Source organism: Amycolatopsis thailandensis, from assembly GCF_002234405.1.
In the GTDB taxonomy this organism is placed as follows: Bacteria; Actinomycetota; Actinomycetes; order Mycobacteriales; family Pseudonocardiaceae; genus Amycolatopsis; species Amycolatopsis thailandensis.
In genome coordinates this window covers 51,096-70,300 of sequence record NZ_NMQT01000094.1, presented here as the reverse complement: position 1 = coordinate 70,300, position 19,205 = coordinate 51,096, and the positions used below count along the sequence as shown (strand labels likewise).

General features: G+C 68.3%; 20 protein-coding genes. 14 read left to right on the top strand and 6 right to left on the bottom strand.

Going from position 1 to position 19,205, the window contains the following annotated elements; translation table 11 throughout:
* The first annotated feature begins 15 nt into the window (after positions 1-15).
* Together CFP71_RS25795 and CFP71_RS25790 are read left to right on the top strand one after the other, a co-directional pair.
* Positions 16-813 (top strand): 2-keto-4-pentenoate hydratase, encoded by a 798-nt coding sequence (locus CFP71_RS25795; protein WP_093936525.1) that lies wholly within the window; start codon positions 16-18, stop codon positions 811-813.
* Positions 810-1,571: a 2-keto-4-pentenoate hydratase gene (locus CFP71_RS25790; protein WP_167406270.1), complete on the top strand. Its 762-nt coding sequence runs from the start codon at positions 810-812 to the stop codon at positions 1,569-1,571. The genes CFP71_RS25795 and CFP71_RS25790 overlap by 4 nt, the downstream gene beginning before the upstream one ends.
* Here the strand turns inward: CFP71_RS25790 and CFP71_RS25785 are convergent.
* Both CFP71_RS25785 and CFP71_RS25780 read right to left on the bottom strand, forming a co-directional pair.
* A complete protein-coding gene (locus CFP71_RS25785) occupies positions 1,552-2,436 on the bottom strand; it encodes an alpha/beta fold hydrolase (protein ID WP_093936524.1) in 885 nt (294 codons plus the stop codon). The two genes, CFP71_RS25790 and CFP71_RS25785, sit on opposite strands and share 20 nt — an antisense overlap.
* A 13-nt stretch (positions 2,437-2,449) precedes the next feature.
* Entirely contained in the window at positions 2,450-4,351 is a 1,902-nt protein-coding gene (locus CFP71_RS25780) for an ABC transporter ATP-binding protein (protein WP_167406269.1), read from the bottom strand.
* A 215-nt stretch (positions 4,352-4,566) separates the two neighbouring features.
* On the opposite strand from CFP71_RS25780, the gene CFP71_RS25775 reads away from it, so the two are divergent.
* On the top strand, positions 4,567-4,995 hold the full coding sequence (locus CFP71_RS25775; RefSeq protein ID WP_093936522.1) for a hypothetical protein: 429 nt from the start codon (positions 4,567-4,569) through the stop codon (positions 4,993-4,995).
* Here CFP71_RS25775 and CFP71_RS25770 read toward each other — a convergent pair.
* On the bottom strand, positions 4,983-5,438 hold the full coding sequence (locus CFP71_RS25770) for a cupin domain-containing protein (protein ID WP_093936521.1): 456 nt from the start codon (positions 5,436-5,438) through the stop codon (positions 4,983-4,985). The two genes, CFP71_RS25775 and CFP71_RS25770, sit on opposite strands and share 13 nt — an antisense overlap.
* 60 nt (positions 5,439-5,498) lie before the next feature.
* Here CFP71_RS25770 and CFP71_RS25765 point away from each other — a divergent pair, with 60 nt between their 5' ends.
* From CFP71_RS25765 to CFP71_RS25750, 4 genes are read left to right on the top strand one after another with little or no spacing between them, the layout of a single operon-like run.
* Positions 5,499-6,059 (top strand): TetR/AcrR family transcriptional regulator, encoded by a 561-nt coding sequence (locus tag CFP71_RS25765; protein WP_244199827.1) that lies wholly within the window; start codon positions 5,499-5,501, stop codon positions 6,057-6,059.
* A gap of 32 nt (positions 6,060-6,091) precedes the next feature.
* Entirely contained in the window at positions 6,092-7,684 is a 1,593-nt protein-coding gene (gene boxC, locus CFP71_RS25760; RefSeq protein WP_093936519.1) for a 2,3-epoxybenzoyl-CoA dihydrolase, read from the top strand.
* Between the two features lie 7 nt (positions 7,685-7,691).
* On the top strand, positions 7,692-9,113 hold the full coding sequence (gene boxB, locus CFP71_RS25755) for a benzoyl-CoA 2,3-epoxidase subunit BoxB (protein WP_093936518.1): 1,422 nt from the start codon (positions 7,692-7,694) through the stop codon (positions 9,111-9,113).
* A gap of 19 nt (positions 9,114-9,132) precedes the next feature.
* Positions 9,133-10,740, top strand: coding sequence for a benzoate-CoA ligase family protein (locus CFP71_RS25750; protein WP_093936517.1), 1,608 nt, complete (start codon positions 9,133-9,135; stop codon positions 10,738-10,740).
* A 274-nt stretch (positions 10,741-11,014) separates the two neighbouring features.
* Here CFP71_RS25750 and CFP71_RS25745 read toward each other — a convergent pair whose 3' ends face one another.
* A complete protein-coding gene (locus CFP71_RS25745; RefSeq protein ID WP_208636035.1) occupies positions 11,015-11,476 on the bottom strand; it encodes a MarR family winged helix-turn-helix transcriptional regulator in 462 nt (153 codons plus the stop codon).
* 99 nt (positions 11,477-11,575) lie between these two features.
* On the opposite strand from CFP71_RS25745, the gene CFP71_RS25740 reads away from it, so the two are divergent.
* Genes CFP71_RS25740 through CFP71_RS25725 form a run of 4 tightly spaced genes read left to right on the top strand, consistent with a single transcriptional unit; the run spans position 11,576 to position 14,732 of the window.
* On the top strand, positions 11,576-12,535 hold the full coding sequence (locus CFP71_RS25740; protein WP_093936515.1) for a ring-cleaving dioxygenase: 960 nt from the start codon (positions 11,576-11,578) through the stop codon (positions 12,533-12,535).
* Entirely contained in the window at positions 12,532-13,173 is a 642-nt protein-coding gene (locus CFP71_RS25735; RefSeq protein ID WP_093936514.1) for an alpha/beta hydrolase, read from the top strand. Before CFP71_RS25740 ends, CFP71_RS25735 begins: the two co-directional genes overlap by 4 nt.
* A gap of 9 nt (positions 13,174-13,182) precedes the next feature.
* Positions 13,183-14,331: a dipeptidase gene (locus tag CFP71_RS25730; RefSeq protein ID WP_093936513.1), complete on the top strand. Its 1,149-nt coding sequence runs from the start codon at positions 13,183-13,185 to the stop codon at positions 14,329-14,331.
* Between the two features lie 38 nt (positions 14,332-14,369).
* Complete coding sequence (locus CFP71_RS25725) at positions 14,370-14,732, top strand: LapA family protein (protein WP_093936512.1); 363 nt, start codon at positions 14,370-14,372, stop codon at positions 14,730-14,732.
* On the opposite strand, the gene CFP71_RS25720 is transcribed toward CFP71_RS25725, so the two are convergent.
* On the bottom strand, positions 14,720-15,649 hold the full coding sequence (locus tag CFP71_RS25720) for an AraC family transcriptional regulator (protein WP_093936511.1): 930 nt from the start codon (positions 15,647-15,649) through the stop codon (positions 14,720-14,722). The two genes, CFP71_RS25725 and CFP71_RS25720, sit on opposite strands and share 13 nt — an antisense overlap.
* 82 nt (positions 15,650-15,731) lie before the next feature.
* On the opposite strand from CFP71_RS25720, the gene CFP71_RS25715 reads away from it, so the two are divergent.
* A complete protein-coding gene (locus CFP71_RS25715; RefSeq protein ID WP_093936510.1) occupies positions 15,732-16,130 on the top strand; it encodes a pyridoxamine 5'-phosphate oxidase family protein in 399 nt (132 codons plus the stop codon).
* Here CFP71_RS25715 and CFP71_RS25710 read toward each other — a convergent pair.
* The gene (locus CFP71_RS25710) at positions 16,111-16,953 is read right to left on the bottom strand and encodes a maleylpyruvate isomerase family mycothiol-dependent enzyme (protein ID WP_093936509.1); all 843 of its coding nucleotides are present in this window, start codon (positions 16,951-16,953) and stop codon (positions 16,111-16,113) included. The genes CFP71_RS25715 and CFP71_RS25710 overlap by 20 nt on opposite strands.
* Before the next feature lie 88 nt (positions 16,954-17,041).
* On the opposite strand from CFP71_RS25710, the gene CFP71_RS25705 reads away from it, so the two are divergent.
* Positions 17,042-17,824 (top strand): Abi-alpha family protein, encoded by a 783-nt coding sequence (locus CFP71_RS25705; protein ID WP_093936508.1) that lies wholly within the window; start codon positions 17,042-17,044, stop codon positions 17,822-17,824.
* A gap of 7 nt (positions 17,825-17,831) precedes the next feature.
* A complete protein-coding gene (locus CFP71_RS25700; protein ID WP_093936507.1) occupies positions 17,832-19,076 on the top strand; it encodes a DUF445 domain-containing protein in 1,245 nt (414 codons plus the stop codon).
* The last annotated feature ends 129 nt before the right edge of the window (positions 19,077-19,205 follow it).

Sequence of the window (19,205 nt, the reverse complement as noted above, 5' to 3'; positions counted from 1 at the left end):
GGTCGGAAGGAGCCCATGGACGCCAGCACGCTGCAGGAGGCCGCGGCCGCGCTGCTCAGCGCGTACGAGACCGGCAAGCCGATCGCGCCCCTGATCGAGACCTATCCCGCCGCGACGCTGGAGGACGCGTACCGCATCCAGCAGCGGCTCGTCCGCCACTGGGCCGAACGCGGAGACGGCGTGCGCGGGCACAAGGTCGGCCTCGCGTCCGCCGCCATGCAGCGGCAGATGGGCGTCGACCAGCCCGACTACGGCCACTTGACCGCTTCGATGTTCCATCTCGAACACCAGCCGATCCCGATCGGTGACTTCCTGCAGCCGAAGATCGAACCGGAGATCGGGTTCGTGCTCGGCTCGCGGCTGCGCGGCCCCGGCGTCACGGTGGCGGACGCGCTGCGGGCGGTGGACTTCGTCGTCCCGGCGCTGGAGATCGTCGATTCCCGCATCCAGGACTGGAAGATCAGCATCGTCGACACCATCGCGGACAACGCGTCCTCGGGCGGTGTCGTGCTCGGCAGCAGGCCGACCGCGATCGGTGACCTCGACCTGCGGCTGGTGGGCTGCGTCCTGCACCAGAACGGCGAGATCGCGGCGACCGGCGCCGGTGGCGCGGTACTGGGCTCGCCGGTGAACGCGCTGGTGTGGCTCGCGAACACGGTCGGGCCGCTGGGTGTCGCGCTCGAACCCGGGCACGTCGTGCTGCCGGGTTCGATGACGCGCGCGATCCCGGTGAGCCCCGGCGACACCGTCGTCGCGACCATGGCGGGGCTCGGCAGTGTCACCGCGAAGTTCTCCGGGGAGGAGCGATCGTGAGTCTTGATGTGCGTGAGGCGGCGGAAGCGCTGCTGTCCGGGGAAGAGCGCGACCCGCTGACCGACGCGTGGCCCGCTTTGGACGTCGAAACCGCGTACGCGATCCAGGACGAAGCGCTCCGGATCCGGCAGGAGCGCGGCGAGACGCTGATCGGCGTCAAACTGGGCCTGACCTCGCGGGCGAAGCAACAGCGTATGGGCATCGACTCGCCGCTGCTCGCGTGGTTGACCGACGCAATGGTGCTCCCCGCCGGTGTCGCGGTTCCCTCGCTGATCCATCCGCGTGCCGAGCCGGAGCTGGTTTTCGTCATGGGACAACGACTTTCGGGTCCCGGCGTGACCTCGGCGACCGCGCTGGCGGCGGTCGAACGGGTCCACGGCGGCGTCGAGATCATCGACAGCCGTTATCGCGACTACCGCTTCGCGCTGCCGGACGTCGTGGCGGACAACGGTTCTTCCGCGTACTTCACCCTCGGCCCGGTGGGCGCCGAGCCTGCTTCGCTGGACCTTTCGCTGGAGGCGGCGCTGCTGGAGGTCGACGGCGCCATCGTCGACACCGCCACCGGGGCGGCCGTACAAGGATATCCGGCGGAAGCGCTGGCGCTGGCGGCCAACGCTTTGGGCGCCCGCGGGCTCGCGCTGGAAGCGGGCTGGATCGTGCTCACCGGCGGGATGACCGACGCCGTCGACGTACGACCGGGTTCACGGGTGGCGGCGCATTTCTCGCATCTGGGCTCGATCACGCTCGCCGGTTCTTGACGTCGGCGCGGTCCGCGGTCCGGACCAGACCGCGCGTCAGCCGCGGCCAGATCGCTCGCGGGAGGTCGTGCCCCATGCCGGGAACGACGTCCAATTCGGACTCGCGCAGCGCGCGGGCCGTCGCCCGGCCACCGGAGACGTGCACGAGCGGATCCTTCGAACCGTGCACGACGAGGGCGGGGATCCGGAGTTTCCGCAACGCGCGGAAACGATCCCTGCTCGACATGATCGCCGCCAGCTGCCGCGCTGTCCCACCGGGGTTGACGCCGCGATCGAAGGACCGTTCGGCGCGCTCACGCATCCGGGCTTCGTCGAAGGGGTAACCCGGCGAGCCGATGACCCGGAACGTGCGCACCAGGGAATCGACGTACTCCTCGCGGCCGCGCGGGGGCGCCGAAAGCAGCGTCGCCATCGCCTTGGCGCTCGGCCGTCCGACGAACCGGTTGCCGGTCGTCGACATGATCGACGTCAGCGACCGCACCCGCGACGGATACTCGATGGCAAGGGTCTGCGCGACCATCCCGCCCATCGACGCGCCCACGACGTGCGCGCTCCCGACGCCGAGCCGGGTCAGCAGACCGGCGGCGTCGCCCGCCATGTCCGCCAGGGAGTACGGGGCCGTGCGCAGGGTGTACGCGAGCGGCAGGTTCACCCGGCCGGTCATCCGGCTGGACCGGCCGGCGTCGCGGTTGTCGTAGCGGATGACGAAGAACCCCTCGGCGGCGAGGTTCTCGCACAGCTCGTCGTCCCACCAGATCATCTGCGAGGCCAGGCCCATGATCATCAGCAACGGCCTGCCGTCCGGCGAACCGAACGTCTCGTGGCACAACTCGACGCCGTTCACTTCGGCGATCATCTCCGGCATTCCGACAGTGTGACTACTCACCGCGATACGCGCGAGCTTGGATCTCGTAAAGCTCGTGGTAGAGGCCTCCTTCCTCGATGAGTTCGGCGTGCGTGCCCTGTTCGATCAGTCGTCCTTTCTCCAGTACCAGGATCCGGTCCGCGGAGCGGATGTTGGCCAGCCGATGGGTCACCAGGATCGTCGTGCGCCTGCCCGCCCCGGAAACGCTCGCGTGCCGCAGCCCGGCGAAGACCCGCGCCTCGGCCTTGGCGTCGAGCGCGGCCGTCGGCTCGTCGGCGACCAGGACGGCGGCGTCACGGTAGATCCCGCGGGCGATGCCCATCCGCTGCCACTGCCCGCCCGAGAGGTCCTGCCCGTCGTCGAACTTCTTGGACAGCACCGTTTTCTCCTTGGCCGGCAGGGATTCGATCACCTCGTCGGCGCCGGAGGAGGTGATCGCGTCGAGCCAGGCGACGCGATCCGGGTCTTCGCGGCCGAGCCTGCCGACGGTCACGTTGTGCTCCGCGGTCATCGGCCATTCGGCGGGATCCTGGGCGATCACGGCGATGTTCGCGTGCACCGACTCGTGATCGGCGCCCGCGAGATCGACGCCGTCCCAATACACCTTTCCCTCCGAAGGCGGGTACAGCCCGGTGAGCAGTTTGCCCAGCGTGGTCTTGCCCGAACCGTTCTCGCCGACGAGGGCGACCACTTCGCCGCGCCGGATGGTCAGCGAAACCTCGCGCAGCGCGGGGTTTTCCTGGCCGGGATAGGTGAAGGTGACGTCGTCCAGCCGGATCTCCGCCGGATCCGGCGGGGCGGCGATCCCGTCCTTCAGCGGGCCGCGTTTCCCGGATTCCACGAGCAGCTTGTGGAAGAAAGCGATGTAGAACGACTCCTCGTACAGGGAGTTCACCGCGTGCATCGTGATGGACAGCGAGTTCGACGCCGTCCGCATCGCGAGCGCCGCCGTCCCGGCGAGGGCGAGTTCCATCTGGCCGCTGTAGAGCAGGAAGCCGAGCACCAGGTACGCGATCGCGGTCCCCACCCCGGCCGCCGCGCGGCCGGTCAGCCGGACCAGGTTGCTGCGATGCGCGAGCCGGACCTCTTCGCGCATCAGGCTTTCGGTGATCCGCCGGTACTCGCCGAGCAACGGCTCCTGCAAGGTGAGGGCGTGCCGTTCGAAGGCGAATTCGCGGTACGTGGCGACTTCCTCGACGATCCCCTTCCGGATGTTCCGGCCGACGGTGTCGAGATAATGCCGGTAGTTCAGCCGCGCGACCTTGGCCGCCGCCCAGCCGTCGGCCACCGCGGCGAGCAACAGCACCGGCGCGAGCCACGGGTTGAGCAGACCCGCCGCCACCAGCGCGGCGATCAGCGAGATCAGCGCCGACGTCAGATCCGCGAGCCAGCGCAGGCTCATCTCGATCGAGCGGACCCCGTATCGCGCGCCCTGCCTGGCCAGCTCCCGGAAATCGGCGTCCTCGAAGGCCAGCAGCCGGACCCGGACCATCGCGGCGGTGACCTCGTCGCCCGCCGAGGTCACGATCCGCGGCCGGAGCGCGCCCTCGACCGCGGCCACCGCCGTGTCGAGCAGCGCGCGCAGGGCGTACGTGCCGACGACGATCAGCAGCGCGGGCAACGATTCCAGCACCCTTTCCGGCGTCGGCCCGCTTTCCAGCAGCGCGATGAACACGTTCGCCGTAGCCAGCAGGCCGAACGCGGTGACACAACCAGAAAGGATGTGGACGACGCCGGCGAGCAGGGTAAGCCGCGGCGACGTCCGCCAGGCCAGCCGCAGCACGATGGCCACGGCCGACGGGAGCGCGCGGATGGCCTTGGCCATCCCCGCCTCGGCCACGGTCTCGTCGACCGCGGCCCATTCGGGCATCTTCAGGTTCTCGACCCCGATCAGGGGCACGGGCGCTTCGGGCACTCCTTCTTGTCTACGCGCCCCCACCGACATTTCCGAGAGCCGATGGGGCTGCGGTGACGCGTCGGCCGGGGTGGTCGTGAGTGGCAAGTGTCGTTCTAACCCCACTTGCCACTCACGACCACCTGTACCGACGCCTCACCGCACCCCTTCAGCTCCCACCCACCATGAGCTACTCTCTCGCTAGAGCGATCTATCAAATCGCAAGGGGGGCGAACATGGAAGCTCTGCGAACCCAAGGGCTCACCGCGTTACGGCTGATCCTGGCCTTCACGCTGCTGTCCACCACGCTGCATTACGCGCACAACGTGATCAGGGTGGCGGACTACCCGCAGATCGAGGGGATCCCGGTCGGTGTCGCCGCCGCCTTGGTCGCCATCGTGTACTTCGTCCTGACCGCGATCGGCCTGGCCGGCTACCGCGACTACCTGCGCGGACGCTACTGGCGGGCGCTCGTGCTCCTGATGGTCTTCTCGCTGTCGGGACTGGCGAGCCTCGGGCACTTCCTGGCCGGCGTGCCGCGGATCCCGGCGTTCTGGTTCGCCACGATCTTCACCGACGGCGCCGCGGCGCTGCTGCTGTGGGGCTTCGCGACCTGGGCGGCGGCGAAGCTCAACCGGGTGCCCACCCCCGCTCAGGTGCCATAGGTGATGCGGTGGGGCGCGGCGACCTTGTTGATCTTCTCCGGATCGATCGCGCCCTGGGTGAAGACGGTGGGTCCCGCCTCGAACAGGTCTTCCAGGTAGTGCTCCCAGCCGCCGGGGGAGGAAATCTGAAGGACCCGGGGCGGCGCGGAGACGCGGCGTAGCGCGTGCGGGACGCCGCGCGGCAGCAAGACGAACGTGCCCTTGGTCGCGACGTGGCTTTCGTCGTCGAAATCGATCCCGAGTTCGCCTTCGAGGACGTAGATGCACTCGTCGGCCTCGTGGTGCGCGTGCCGCGGGATGTCCATGGCCAGGGTGACTTCCAGCAACGAAAACCGCGTCTCGGTGTCCTCGGTCATCGCCTTGACGCTGAACGCGGACGGCAGCGGCACGCGGCCGGGTCGCGCCTCGCCGGGCTTGAGCAGCAGAAAACGGTCCATCGACATGCTATGCTCTCCTTCAAACGGAAGCGGATTCCGTTTCCACTTAATCGCGAGGGAGGCAGGTTGTCAACCAAGCCGCGAGCGGACGCGGAGCGCAACCGGGCACGGGTGACGGAGGCCGCGCGGGCGCTGTTCGCCGAACGCGGGGACGACGTGCAGATGCCGGAGATCGCCCGCGCGGCGGGCGTCGGTGTGGGGACCGTGTATCGCCATTTCCCGGATCGGCAGGCGCTGGTCGAGGCGGCCGCGGAGCATCGCTTCGCGGAGATCGAGGAGTACGCCCGGACGCAGTGCTTCGGCGAGGATTCCGGTCTGGAGCGCTATTTCCGGTACGTCGGCGAACTGCTGTCCCGCGATCGTGGTCTCACCGCCGCCATCGATTCGGCCCGCGGGCGACCCAGGAGCGAGCCGCGCGGCGGCGCCCGCGGACGACTCGAAGCGGTGGTCGCGGAGGTCATCGCCCACGACCAGGCGGCAGGCCTCGTCCGTCCGGATTGCACCGTCGCCGACGTCTATCTGCTGGTCGGCGCCCTTTCGTCCGTCATCCGGACGGGTTCCGACTGGGGGCGCTTCCTCGACCTGCTCCTGTCCGCCCTTCGTGACCAACTTTCTACAGAACATTGACGGTAATCAGTGCAATGTAGACAATTGAAAGGGTGACGCGGACCACATCGGTGACGTTCGAACGTCATCCCAGCGGATACCGGCACTGGAAACTGTCCACCGACGGCGACGTCGCGTGGCTCGAACTCGACGTCGATGCCGACGGAGGGCTCGTCCCGGGTTACGAGCTCAAACTCAACTCGTACGACCTCGGCGTCGACATCGAGTTGTACGACGCGACGCAGCGGCTGCGGTTCGAGCATCCCGAGGTCCGCGTGGTCGTCGTGACCAGCGCGAAGGACAACGTCTTCTGCGCCGGGGCGAACATCCGCATGCTGGCGTCGTCGTCGCACGAGTGGAAGGTGAACTTCTGCAAATTCACCAATGAGACCCGCAACGCCATGGAGGACGCCACCGCGCACTCCGGTCAGCTCTACGTCGCCGCGGTCAACGGCACGTGCGCCGGCGGCGGGTACGAAATCGCGCTCGCCTGCGAGAAGATCCTGCTGGTCGACGACAACTCTTCGACGGTCGCACTGCCTGAGGTCCCGCTCCTCGGGGTCCTTCCCGGAACCGGCGGGCTCACCCGGGTGGTCGACAAACGCGGTGTGCGACGGGACCTCGCCGACGTCTTCGCCACCCGGCCGGACGGCGTCAAAGGGCGGACCGCGGTCGACTGGCGGCTCGTCGACGAACTCGTGCCGCGCAAGGGTTTCCGCGAAGCCGTCTTGGTCAGGGCCAAGGAACTCGCGCGGACGACCGAGCGGCTCGACGGCGAAGGTGTCCAACTGGCGCCGCTCACGCATCGCTATGTCGACATTTCACTGAGCCGGTCCGAAGCGACCATCACCGTCAAGGGGCCCGAAGACGACGACGGCTGGCTACTGGACGTCACCCGGGAGCTGGACGACGCGATCCTTCGCCTGCGCACCAACGAACCCGGACTCGGCACGTGGGTGCTCCGCACCGAGGGCGATCCCGCGAAGGTCTTGGAGCACGAACGCGCCGTTTTCGACGCGAAAGACTGTCTGAGCAACGAAATCGTCCATTACTGGAAGCGGACGCTGAAACGTCTCGACGTCACCAGCCGCAGCCTGATCGCGCTCATCGAGCCCGGCGGCTGCTTCGCCGGGCTCCTGCTGGAACTCGCGCTCGCCGCGGACCGGCAGTACATCTTGGACGGTCCGCCGATCGACGACGAAGACAGTGAAGAACGCGCGTCGATCACGTTGTCCGAAGCCAACTTCGGCCGGTTCCCGATGGGCAACGGCCTGACCCGTCTGGAGTCCCGTTTCTTCGGCGACCCGGGCCAAGTCGCGAAGCTCGCGGAACGACGCGGCGAACCGCTGAGCCCGGCGGAAGTGAACGACCTCGGCCTGGTCACCGACGCCCCGGACGACCTCGACTGGGCGGACGAGATCCGGATCGCGCTGGAGGGGCGGGCCTCGCTCAGTCCGGACGCCCTGACCGGAATGGAGGCGAATCACCGGTTCGTCGGCCCCGAAACGACGGAAAGCAAGATCTTCGGCAGGCTCGCCGCCTGGCAGAACTGGATCTTCACCCGTCCGAACGCATCCGGTCCCGAGGGCGCGCTGCGTCGCTACGGTACCGGTCAGAAGGCCGTCTTCGACAGGAAGCGGGTTTGAACAGCTCATGCCCACCAAGATCGATTACGACGCGCGCATCCCCAACAACGTCGATCTCTCCGGGGACCGGCGGCTCCAGCGGGCGCTGGAGGGCTGGCAGCCGAAGTTCCTCGACTGGTGGGGCGAAATGGGCCCCACCTTGCGGACCCAGGGCGTGTACCTGCGCACCGCGGTCAGCGTCGGCCGGGACGGCTGGGCGCATTTCGACCACGTCAACGTGCCCGACTACCGCTGGGGGATCTTCCTCGCGGAGCCGGACCCGGACCGGGTGATCACCTTCGGCGAGCATCGCGGGGAACCGGCCTGGCAGCAGGTTCCCGGTGAATACCGCGCCGACCTGCAACGGCTCATCGTCATCCAGGGCGACACCGAACCCGCGTCGGTCGAACAGCAGAAACTGCTGGGGCTCACCGCGCCGAGCCTCTACGACCTGCGGAACCTGTTCCAGGTCAACGTCGAAGAAGGCCGCCATCTCTGGGCGATGGTGTATCTGTTGCACGCCTACTTCGGCAGGGAAGGCCGCGACGAAGCGGAAGGTCTCCTGCTCCGGAATTCCGGAAGTCCGGACGCCCCGCGTATCCTCGGCGCCTTCAATGAGGAGACCGCGGATTGGCTCGCGTTCTACATGTTCACCTATTTCACCGATCGCGATGGCAAGTATCAGCTCGGCACCCTCAAGGAAAGCGGCTTCGACCCTCTTTCCCGTACCTGTGAATTCATGCTCAAGGAAGAGGCGCACCACATGTTCGTCGGCACCACGGGGGTCGACCGGGTGGTCACCCGCAGTGCCGAACTCGTCCGCGAACACGACACCTTCGACATCGCCGCACACGGCGGGATCCCGCTGGAAGTGATCCAGCGCTACCTCAACTTCCACTACACGGTCTCCCTCGACCTCTTCGGCGGAGAGACCTCGACCAACGCCGCGAACTACTACACCGCCGGGCTGAAAGGCCGCTGGCAGGAGGCCCGCCGCAAAGACGACCACAAGCTCACCGACGCCGCCGGGTCGCTGTCCCGGCCGCGAGCCGACGGCACCTGGGAGACCGAGGAACACCAGGCCATCCTGCTGCTGAACCTCGACCTCCGTGAGGAGTACCGCGCCGACTGCCAGACCGGCGTCAACCGCTGGAACAAGATCCTCGACGAGGCCGGTATCGACTTCCGATTCGTCCTCCCGCACCCTGGATTCAATCGCGAAGTCGGCATAAACTCCGGCCACCATGTGACGCCCGACGGCACCGTTGTCGACGAGCGGACCTGGCTGGCCGGCAAACGCAAGTGGCTGCCCACTCCCGAAGACCTGACCTTCGTCCGATCGCTGATGCACCCGGTGTACGAGCGAGGAAAGATCGCGAGCTGGGTGGCGCCGCCACGCCAGGGCATCAATGGGAAACCGTTCGATTACGAATACGTTTACCTGACCTGAGCCGATAGAAGGTGCGCCCGTGACCGCTGCTGCTACCGGGTTCAACGCGACGAGCTACCTGCTCGACAGGCATTCGGCGGAAGGGCGTGGGGCGAAGAACGCCGTCGTTTCCCCCAGGCGAAGTCTCACGTACGCGGAGCTCGCGGCCGAGACCCGCCGGTTCGCGGCCGGGCTGAAGGCCATCGGGGTCCGTCCCGAGGAGCGGGTCCTGTTCTGCATGGTCGACGACGTCGAGCTGCTCACCGGGATCCTCGGCGCGATGCTGGCCGGAGCGGTCGCGGTACCGGTGTCCACCATGGTCACCGGTATGGACCTGGGCAAGGTGCTCGCCGACTCGCGCGCCAGGGTGCTGTGCGTCTCCGGCGAGTTCGCCGCGCAGGCGACGATCGCGTTGGGGCTGGCGCCGGAGGTCACCGACGTCGTGCTGGACAGGGCCAAAGCGGCCGAACTGCCGCCCGGGGTCCGCGCGCACGAGTGGAGCGATCTGTCCACAGTGGACGAAAGTGGTTTCGAACCGGCGGCGACCTGGGAGGATTCGCCCGCGCTCTGGCTGTACACCTCGGGTACGACGGGGAAGCCGAAGGGCGCGATGCACCGGCACGCGGGGATCCGCGCGGTCTGCGAGACCTACGCGCGCGGGGTGCTGGACATCGGGCCGAACGATCGTTTCCTTTCCGTTCCGAAGCTGTTCTTCGCTTACGGGCTGGGGAATTCGGCGTTCTTCCCGCTCGCGGCGGGCGGGACGACGCTGCTCGAACCGGCGAGACCGACCCCGGGACTGATCGCCGCCAGGGCCCGCGCGGAGCGGCCGACGTTGTTCTTCGCCGTCCCGACCTTCTACGCGGCGTTGCTCGCCAGCGACATCCCCGACGACACGTTCGTCTCGGTACGACAGGCGGTTTCGGCGGGGGAACCACTGCCCGCCGCGCTTTACGAACGGTTTCGCGACCGGTTCGGCGTCGAGATCCTCGACGGGATCGGCTCGACGGAGGCACTGCACGTCTTCCTGACCAACCGGCCGCACCAGGTTCGCCCCGGCAGCACAGGGATCCCGGTGCCCGGCTACGAAGTCGCGCTGCGCGACGAACACGGCGACCCCGTGCCGGACGGGCAGCCCGGTGAGCTGTTCGTCGCCGGACCGTCGATAGCGACCGGGTACTGGGCGCGGTACGAGACGACGAAGCAGGTCTTCCAAGGGGAATGGTTGCGGACGGGCGACAGTTTCGTGCGCGACGCGGACGGCACCTACACCTGTCTCGGGCGGTTCAACGACATGCTGAAACCGGGCGGGATCTGGGTTTCGCCCGCCGAGGTCGAGGACAGGCTGCTCCAGCATCCGGCGGTCGCCGAGGTCGCGGTCGTGGCCGCCTTCGACGCCGACGGCATCGAGAAACCGGTCGCGTGCGTGGTCGGCGTGCCCGGTCAGCGGCTGGACGCGGACGAGCTGATCGACTTCTGCCGGGCCGGGCTGGCGTCGTTCAAACGGCCGCGGGGCGTCGTCGAGCTCGGCGAACTGCCGAAGACGGCGACCGGGAAGATCCGGCGCAACGTCATCCGGGAACTGGTGCGGGACATGTACGAGGTCCAGGCCTACCAGCCCGACCCCGCCTCACCCCTGCCCGGCTGACGTCCACCCGATCACACGTGTCGTCCGTCTGATCACGCGAGTCCCGCCTTCAATCACGCGAGATCCGTCTCCAATCACGCGTGTCCCGCCTCCAATCACGCGAGTCCCGCCTCTGAGCACGCGAGTTCGCCGAAACCGCGAGCCGAGCCGACGTGACTCGATGGCCGGCTCGCGTGACTGGACGGACGACACGCGTGATCAGAGGGACGACACTCGTGCTTGAAGCCGGAACTCGCGTGCTTGGAAGCGGAACTCGCGTGTTTGAAGGCGGAACTCAAGCGCCGTTGACGGTCCGCAGGGTCCGCATGGCTTCGGCGAGGCCGGAGGCGTCGTCACCGAGCGGGGCCAGGACGATGCGCCGCAGGATCTCCGCGCATGCCTCCCGCGCCTGTTCCGCGACGTCGAGGCCGTGCTCGGTGAGCGCCGCGAACGTGACGCGCCGGTCGTCCGGGCTGGGCACGCGGCAGATCAAGTCCGCGGCGACCAGCCGGTCCGCGACCTTGGTGAACCCGCCGCTGGACAACGCCGCCTCGACGGCCAGCCGCGTCATCGGCATCCGGTGCTCGGGTGAGCGCACGAGCCTGATCAGGATGTCGAACGACGCCGGCGCCAGGCCGAACCGTTCGGCGATCTCGCCCATCAGCTTGTTCTGCGTGGCCAGGTAGCCCTCGATCACCAGGCCCCACCACGTGACCACTTCGTCGTCGTTCGGTTCCCCCGATTTCACCACTGTCACGCGAGCGAGGGTACACCCAAAACTCTTTCAGGAATATATCTTGCGCGCGAGATGTTTCCGAGTTAGCTTTCTTGTACCGGCTCCCAGAGGAGGGGCACCATGTCGATCAAGACTTCGGGCCTGCACCACGTCACCGCCATCGGTGGCGATCCCCAGCGCAACGTGGACTTCTACACCCGGGCCCTCGGCCTGCGGCTGGTGAAGACGACGGTCAACTTCGATGACCCAGGCACCTTTCACCTGTACTACGGCGACGAGGCAGGCAAGCCCGGCTCGCTGATGACCTTCTTCCCGTGGCGGGACGCGCCGAAGGGCCGTCACGGCACCGGCCAGGCGACCACGACGTCGTTCTCCGTGCCGGAGGCCTCGCTCGGCTGGTGGAAGCGGCACCTCGCCGAAAACCGCGTCGAGACGAGCCAGATCCGCAACTCCGACGGCGAGGAGACACTCACCTTCGCCGACCCGGACGGCCTGAAGCTCGCCCTCGTCGCCCATCCGCAGCGCGACCCGCGCGACCCGTGGGACACGAAACTCGTGCCCGCCGAGCACGCGATCCGCGGCCTGCACTCCGTCACGCTGTCGGTGTCCAAAGAGGACGCGACCGCCGGGATGCTGACCGACGGGCTCGGCCTGACCTTCGTGAACCAGGAGGAAAACCGTCTGCGGTTCTCCGCCGGAGAAGGCGGCCCCGGCGCGCTCGTCGACGTCCTCGTGACGCCGGACGCGCCGCGCGGGCTCGTGGCGGCGGGCACCGTGCACCACGTCGCCTGGCGCGCGCCCGACGAGGCGACCCAGGCCGCGTGGCGCGACGAGCTGATCGACGACGGCGTGAACGTGACGTCCATCCTGGACCGTCAGTACTTCCGCTCGATCTACTTCCGCGAACCGGGCGGCACCCTGCTCGAGGTCGCGACCGACGAACCCGGGTTCGCGATCGACGAGCCGCTGCTCGAACTCGGCCGCGCGCTGAAGCTGCCGCCGTGGCTGGAGCCCAAGCGCGAGGACATCGAGGCGATGCTGCCGAAGCTGGACCTCCCGAGCGAGAACAACCCGCGATGACCGCGCCGGAATCGCTGGAGCACAAGTACGTCGAGGGATCGCCGGACGAGCCGGTGCTGCTGCTCCTGCACGGCACCGGCGGCGGACCGGACGACCTCGTGCCGCTCGCGCGTCAGCTGAGCCCGGCCTCCGCGCTGCTCGCGCCCGCCGGTCCGGTGTCGGAACACGGTGCGGCGCGCTGGTTCCGGCGGCTCGCGGAAGGCGTCTTCGATCACGAGGACGTCGTCCTCCGCGCGAACCAGCTGGCCGATTTCGTGGCCGCCTCGCGCGAGGAGTACGGCCTCGGGGACCGGCGGCTGGTCGCCATCGGGTTCTCCAACGGCGCGAACATCGCCGCCGCGGTGACCCTGCTCCGCCCGGACGCCGTCCGGGAGGCCGCGCTGTTCGCGGCGATGTCACCGCTGCCGGACCCGCCGCGGAACGACCTGTCCGGGACGCGGGTCTTCCTGTCGAACGGCGAACACGATCCGATGGCGCCGCTGGCTTCGGCGGAGACACTCGTCCGTGACCTGCGCGAACGTGACGCGGAGGTCGTCGCCCACCGGCATCCCGGCGGGCATCAGGTGACCGGCAACGGTTTGGTAGCGGCCGCGGGGTGGCTCAACCCGCGGCGGGGAGAGCAAAGCACGCGAACGTAAAATCGTCCGATGACTAACGGGGACCTCGTCCGCGCCCAAGCCCTGCTCGACAGGGTCCTCCTCGCGGACGGGCACAACGATCTGCCATGGGAGCTGCGGGTCACGACCGGGCCGGATCCGGTCGAGGCCGTGGCAGGCACGGACCTCACCGTCCACCAGCCGCATCTGCACACCGACTTCCCGAAGCTCGCCGAAGGCAGGCTCGGGATGCAGTTCTGGTCCGTCTACGTGCCCTGCCAGTTCGAGGGGCACAGCGCGGTGACGGCGGTCCTCGAACAGATCGAGATCGTGCACCAGATGGCCGAGCGATACCCCGATCGCCTGGCCCTCGTGGACACCGCCGACGAGGCCGAAGCCGCCTTCCGCGACGGCAAGATCGCTTCCCTGCTGGGTGCCGAAGGCGGCCACAGCATCGCCGAATCCCTTGGCGTGCTGAGGATCCTGCGCCGCCTCGGCGTCCGCTACATGACGCTGACGCACAACTACAACACCACCTGGGCCGACTCCGGCACCGACGAACCCGCGCACGACGGGCTCACCGACTTCGGCCGTGACGTCGTCCGCGAGATGAACAAGATCGGCATGCTGGTCGACCTTTCGCACGTCGCTCCGAGCACCATGCGCGACGCGCTGGAGGTCAGCTCCGCGCCGGTGATCTTCAGCCACTCCTCGTGCGTCGCGGTCAACGACCACGCCCGCAACATCCCCGACGACGTCCTCGAAACCCTGGCGGCCAAGGACGGCGTCGCGATGGTGACGTTCGTGCCGGGCTTCATCTCGCCGAAGGTCTCCGAGTGGGACGACCAGCTGCGTCAGGACATGGAAGCCGCGGGCAAGGACTACCGGAACATCGACCAGCGCACGAAGTTCACCGCCGAGCGAGGCGGGCCCGAGAAGCCGAAGGCCACCATCGACGACGTCGTCGCGCACATCGAACACGCGCGTGAAGTGGCCGGTGTCGACCACATCGGCCTCGGCGGGGACTACGACGGAGTCGCGACGCTGCCCGAAGGCCTCGAAGACGTTTCGAAGTATCCGGTGCTGTTCGCCGCGCTGTTGGAACGTGGCTGGAGCGAGGAAGAGTGCGCGAAGCTGGCCGGTGAGAACACCTTGCGCGTGCTGCGCGTGGCGGACGAGGTCACCCGTTCGGACGCTTGAGAGCGCGATCGCGCGGACTTCGGCGGACACTGTCCTGCATGACGCAGCCGCAGGAGGGCGCCGCCGAGGTTCCGGTCGAGCCCGTCAAGCCGCCCGAAGCCGCCGGCGCGCGCCACAGCGGGAAATTCGAGGCAGGCCCGAAGCTGAAACGCACCCGGGTGAGCGGCACGTGGATCGCCGTCATCGTGGCGCTGATCGTGCTGGTGTTCCTGCTCGTGTTCATCCTCCAGAACCAGGACACGGCGACCGTCCACTTCCTGGGCATGTCCGGCAGCATGCCGCTGGCCGTCGCGATGCTGTTCTCCGTGATCGCCGGTGGCGCGCTGGTCGCGCTCGTCGGCGGTGCCCGGATCCTGCAATTGCGCAAGCAGGCCAAGAAGTCCCGGCATCAGCTGCGCTGAGCGACGCCGGTCCGGAACTCGCTGGGGTTGACGCCCCGCACGCGTTTGAACGCCGCGCTGAACCCGAAGGCGTCGGAGTAGCCGACGGTGCGGGCGATGTCCGAGATCGTCGTGGACTCCTCGCCCGCCAGGAGATCCGCCGCGAGGGTCATACGCCAGCGGGTGAGGTAGGTCAGCGGCGGTTCCCCGACCAGATCGGCGAACCGCTTGGCCAGCGTCGACCGGGACACCCCGGTCCGCCCGGCCAGCGAGCCGACCGTCCACGGCGCCGCCGGTTCGGCGTGCAGCAGGCGCAGCGCGTCGCCGACCACCGGATCCCGCTGAGCCGCCCACCACGCCGGGGGCTCACCGCCGGGCCGGTCGAACCATTCGCGCAGGGAGCAGACCAGCATCCAGTCCAGCAGCCGGTCGAGGACGACTTGCTGACCCGGCGCGTCGATGGCGACCTCGGCGGCGAGGTGGTCCAGCACGGGATCGCCCGCGCCCCCGGCGTCCACCCGCAGCACGACGGGCAGCGCGTCCAGCAGCGGGCGGCCGATCTCGCCGCGCACCGGATACGCGCCGACGATCAAGGTCGTCTCGCCGCCGGGGTCGTCGACCCAGCCGAGGCGGTGCTTGGTCCCGCCCTGTTCGGGGGTCGCGCAGTGCTCGCCGCACGCGATCGGCTCGGCCGTCGTGCCGACCTCGTCGACGAAGGCGAACGTCGCCGGGCCGCGCACGATGATCGTCTCGCCCGCGCGAAGCGGCTCGGGCGGGCCGTCCTCCGGCACGATCCAGCCCGCCCCGGTGAGCACGGCGCACAGGGTCAGCGGCGCGCCGTCCACGAAACGCAGTGACCAGGGCGGGGACAGGGTCGAACTGCCGAACAACGAGCCGTGGGACCGCACCCCGCGGATCAGGTCACTGAAGACGTCCACAGCTACGAGGCTAGACGAATACACAGGTGATCCGGCTTTTCACCTATGGGCACGTCCAAGCCCGCCGGGTTGAATCGTGCTCATGCTGACCGCCGAAGACCTCGAATTCCTCCGCCGTCCCCTGCACGGGTTCCTGACCGTGGCCGACGGTCCGGTCCGGCCGGTGTGGTTCGAAGCCGCCGACGACGGCACCATCCAGCTGTTCACGCCCGAGGACTCGCCCAAGGTCCGGAAGGTGAGCGGCGATCCCCGCGCGTCGATCATCGTGGCCGCGCCGGTCGGTGAACGCGAACGCTGGATTTCGGTCGCCGGTCGAGTCACGGTGGAGCCCGACGGGGCGTACGAGCTGGCCGCCCGGCTCGCCGAGCGTTACTGGGACCTCGAAGACCCGGCCCACGCGGGCGAACTCGCCGGCATCCAAACCCTGGAGCTCGTCCGGCTCCTCATCCACCCGGAGAAGGTCAGCCGTTACTCGATGTGATGATCGACGTCATCCCGAGCACGACGGCGCAAACGTTTTCGTCCCCGCTGGTGGTGACCCGGTCCCGGTCCGCCGGGTTCCGGGTGCACAGCCGCCAGAAGGTGTCCGCGTCCGTCATCACCGAGGCCAGGGGCGCGCGTGACGTCGGCGCGACACTGTCGAGCACCCAGCCTTCCGCGGTCCGCTGCGCGGTCCACTTCCCACCGCCCTGGCCGGTGACGGTGTAGGCGACCTGCCGCCCTGTCCTCGCTTCGATGTCACGCAGAGTGTGCGGCAGTGCCCGCATGAAGGTGTCGATCACCGGTCCGCGGAACTCGCGCTCGTCGAGTATCCGGGCGCCGACGGCTTCGCGGATCTGCTGCTGGTGCACCCAGAATTCGGTGTACTCGCGGGCGACGTCGAGCCAGACCGGCGCGGGTTCGGCACCGGCCCAGCTCACCGGCTCGCCGATCGCGTCGAGGTCGGCGCGGCCGAACATCTCCGCGATCTGCGAGGTGCTGTCCACCAGCATCGCGAACAGCACCTCGGGGGACAGCCGTCGGCACGCGACCACCCATTCGTCGTTGATCCGGTCGATGAAGTCGCCGAACCGTTCACCCTCGCGCGGCGCCGTCGTCCGGTAGTCGTCACGGTCGCGGGACAGCCTGCCGAGTTTGTCGCCCAGGATGTGGGCGGCGAGATCGTGCACGGTCCAGCCCGCGCACATCGTCGGCGCGGACCACTGTGCCGCGTCCAATCCGGTGAGGACGTCGAGCAGGGCTTGTTCCTCCCGCGCGAACAGCGGGAGGACGTCGATCGGCGGACCCCAGCGCGTGAAGCTCATGTATTCATCCAAACACCCGCGTCGATCACAATTTCGGCCGTTCGGCCTACTCGCAGGTAGCATCAGCGCGAACGCGAGGGGAGTGTCCGTGAGCAACGATCGACCCGCCGGTGACGACCTGGCCGCATTCGCCAAACGCGCGGGACAGCTCGCGGGCTGGGCCGCCCGCACGGGTTTCGAGTTCACCCGCAAGCTCCCCGGCGTCGAAATCGCGGAGCAGATCGTCAAGCAGGGCGAGCGGCAGCTGCTTTCGGAGCTGCGCCGCCGCCTCGACGAGGTCGACGACCCGTATCACGCCGCGCTCACCGCCGCGTCCGCGATGAACCGCCCCGACTCCAACGGCGCGCGCCCGGTCGAAGCGACCATCACCCTCGTGCACACGCGCGCTCAGCTCGAACCGCTCCGCGCGGCGATGGCCGAACTGCTCAACCACTCGATCGGCTTCGGCCGTGAGAGGGCGCGCGAATACCTCTACGCGATCATCCTGCGGCAGCTGACGCCGGACGAGGCCCGCATTCTTTCCGCGCTCTCCGACGGCTCGCCGTTCCCCGCCGTCGACGTCGCCGAGCGGACCAACCTCGGTGGCGCCGGGCGGTTCGTGCTGCGCAACGCCTCCACCGTCGGCAAGGCCGCCGGGGTGTCGCTGCCCGACCAGGTGCCCGGCTACCTCACCCGGCTGATCGGGCTCGGCCTGGTGGAGCTGGACGAAGAGGTGCCCGCGCTGGAGACGCAGTACGAGATCCTGCTGACCGACGAGACGGTCCGCGAGGCGGAGAAGTCGGTCAAGCGGGCCAAGTTCGTCAAGCGCACGGTGCACATCTCCCGGCTCGGCGACCGGTTCTGGCAGGCCTGCGACCCGAGCGCCGGCTGACCCCGGCATGGGTGCGTTCCTCGACGGGATCCTCGAAGATTTCGGCCGTCACTGGCCGATCTACGTCTCCATCCCGATCGTCGCCGCCCTGATCGGCTACACCACCAAACTCGTCGCGATCCGGATGATGTTCCAGCCGGTCGAGTTCATCGGCATCAAACCGTTCCTCGGCTGGCAGGGCATCGTGCCCAAACGCGCCGCGCGGATGGCGAGCATCGCCTGCGACACGATGACCGAGCAGCTGATCAAGCCCGCCGAGGTCGTCGCCCGGCTCGATCCGCAGAGAATCGCGCGGGAGATCGAAAAACCGCTGCAAGCCGCCGTCGAGGACATCGTGCGCGACGTCGCGGCCCACTACCAGCCGGGGCTGTGGGAATCGCTGCCGGTAGGGATGCAGCGGCTGGTGATCCAGCGCGTCCAGGCCGAGACGCCGAAGATGGTCACGGCCGTGCTGGAGCTCATCAAGTCCGATGTGGACAGTGTGTTCGACCTCAAGGGCATGGTGGTCACCGCCCTGGTCAAGGACAAACGGCTGCTGAACCGGATCTTCCAGGAGGCGGGCGACAAGGAGTTCAAGTTCATCGCCCGCTCCGGCATCGTCTTCGGCGGGCTGATCGGCGTCATCCAGATGGTCGCCTGGGTGCTGTTCAAATTCCCGTTGATCATGCCGCTGTTCGGTCTTTTCACCGGCTGGTTCACCGACTGGCTGGCGCTGCGCATGATCTTCTACCCGATCGAGGAACGCCGGTACTTCGGCGTGCGCTGGCAAGGTCTGTTCCTGAAGCGGCGCGGTGAGGTCGCGGAGGCGTACGGCGCGCTGATCGCGAAGGAGATCATCACCCCGCACAACGTGATCGAGGCGGTGCTGCACGGGCCGCTTTCGGACCGGGTGCTCGGGCTCATCCAGCGTCAGCTCGACGAACAGCTCGGCCGCCGCGTCGGTGTCGGGAAGCCGCTGGTGGTGTTCGCCGTCGGCAGCAGGCGGTATCAGGACATGAAGCTGAACATCGCCGAGAAGATCATGGACAAGCTGCCGGAGACCATGCGGTACATCGAGGACTACGCCAACGACGCGATGGACATCCGGAACGTGCTGGTGACCAAGATGAAGGAGCTGTCGCCGCGCGAATTCGAGGGACTGCTGCGGCCGGCTTTCCAGCAGGACGAATGGATCCTGATCGCGACCGGAGCCGTCCTGGGCTTCGCCGTCGGTGAGGCCCAAGTGCTCCTGCTGGAACACTTCGCCGCCTGACCTTCCCTGCCTCCTCGCGCATTTAGTCCTCTAAATGCGGTAGTTCGCTCGGTCCGCTGGACCTGTCGGCGACGTTGCGAAAGTGGCTTTCGCAACCTTCAACGTTGCGAAAGTGGCTTTCGCAACGCG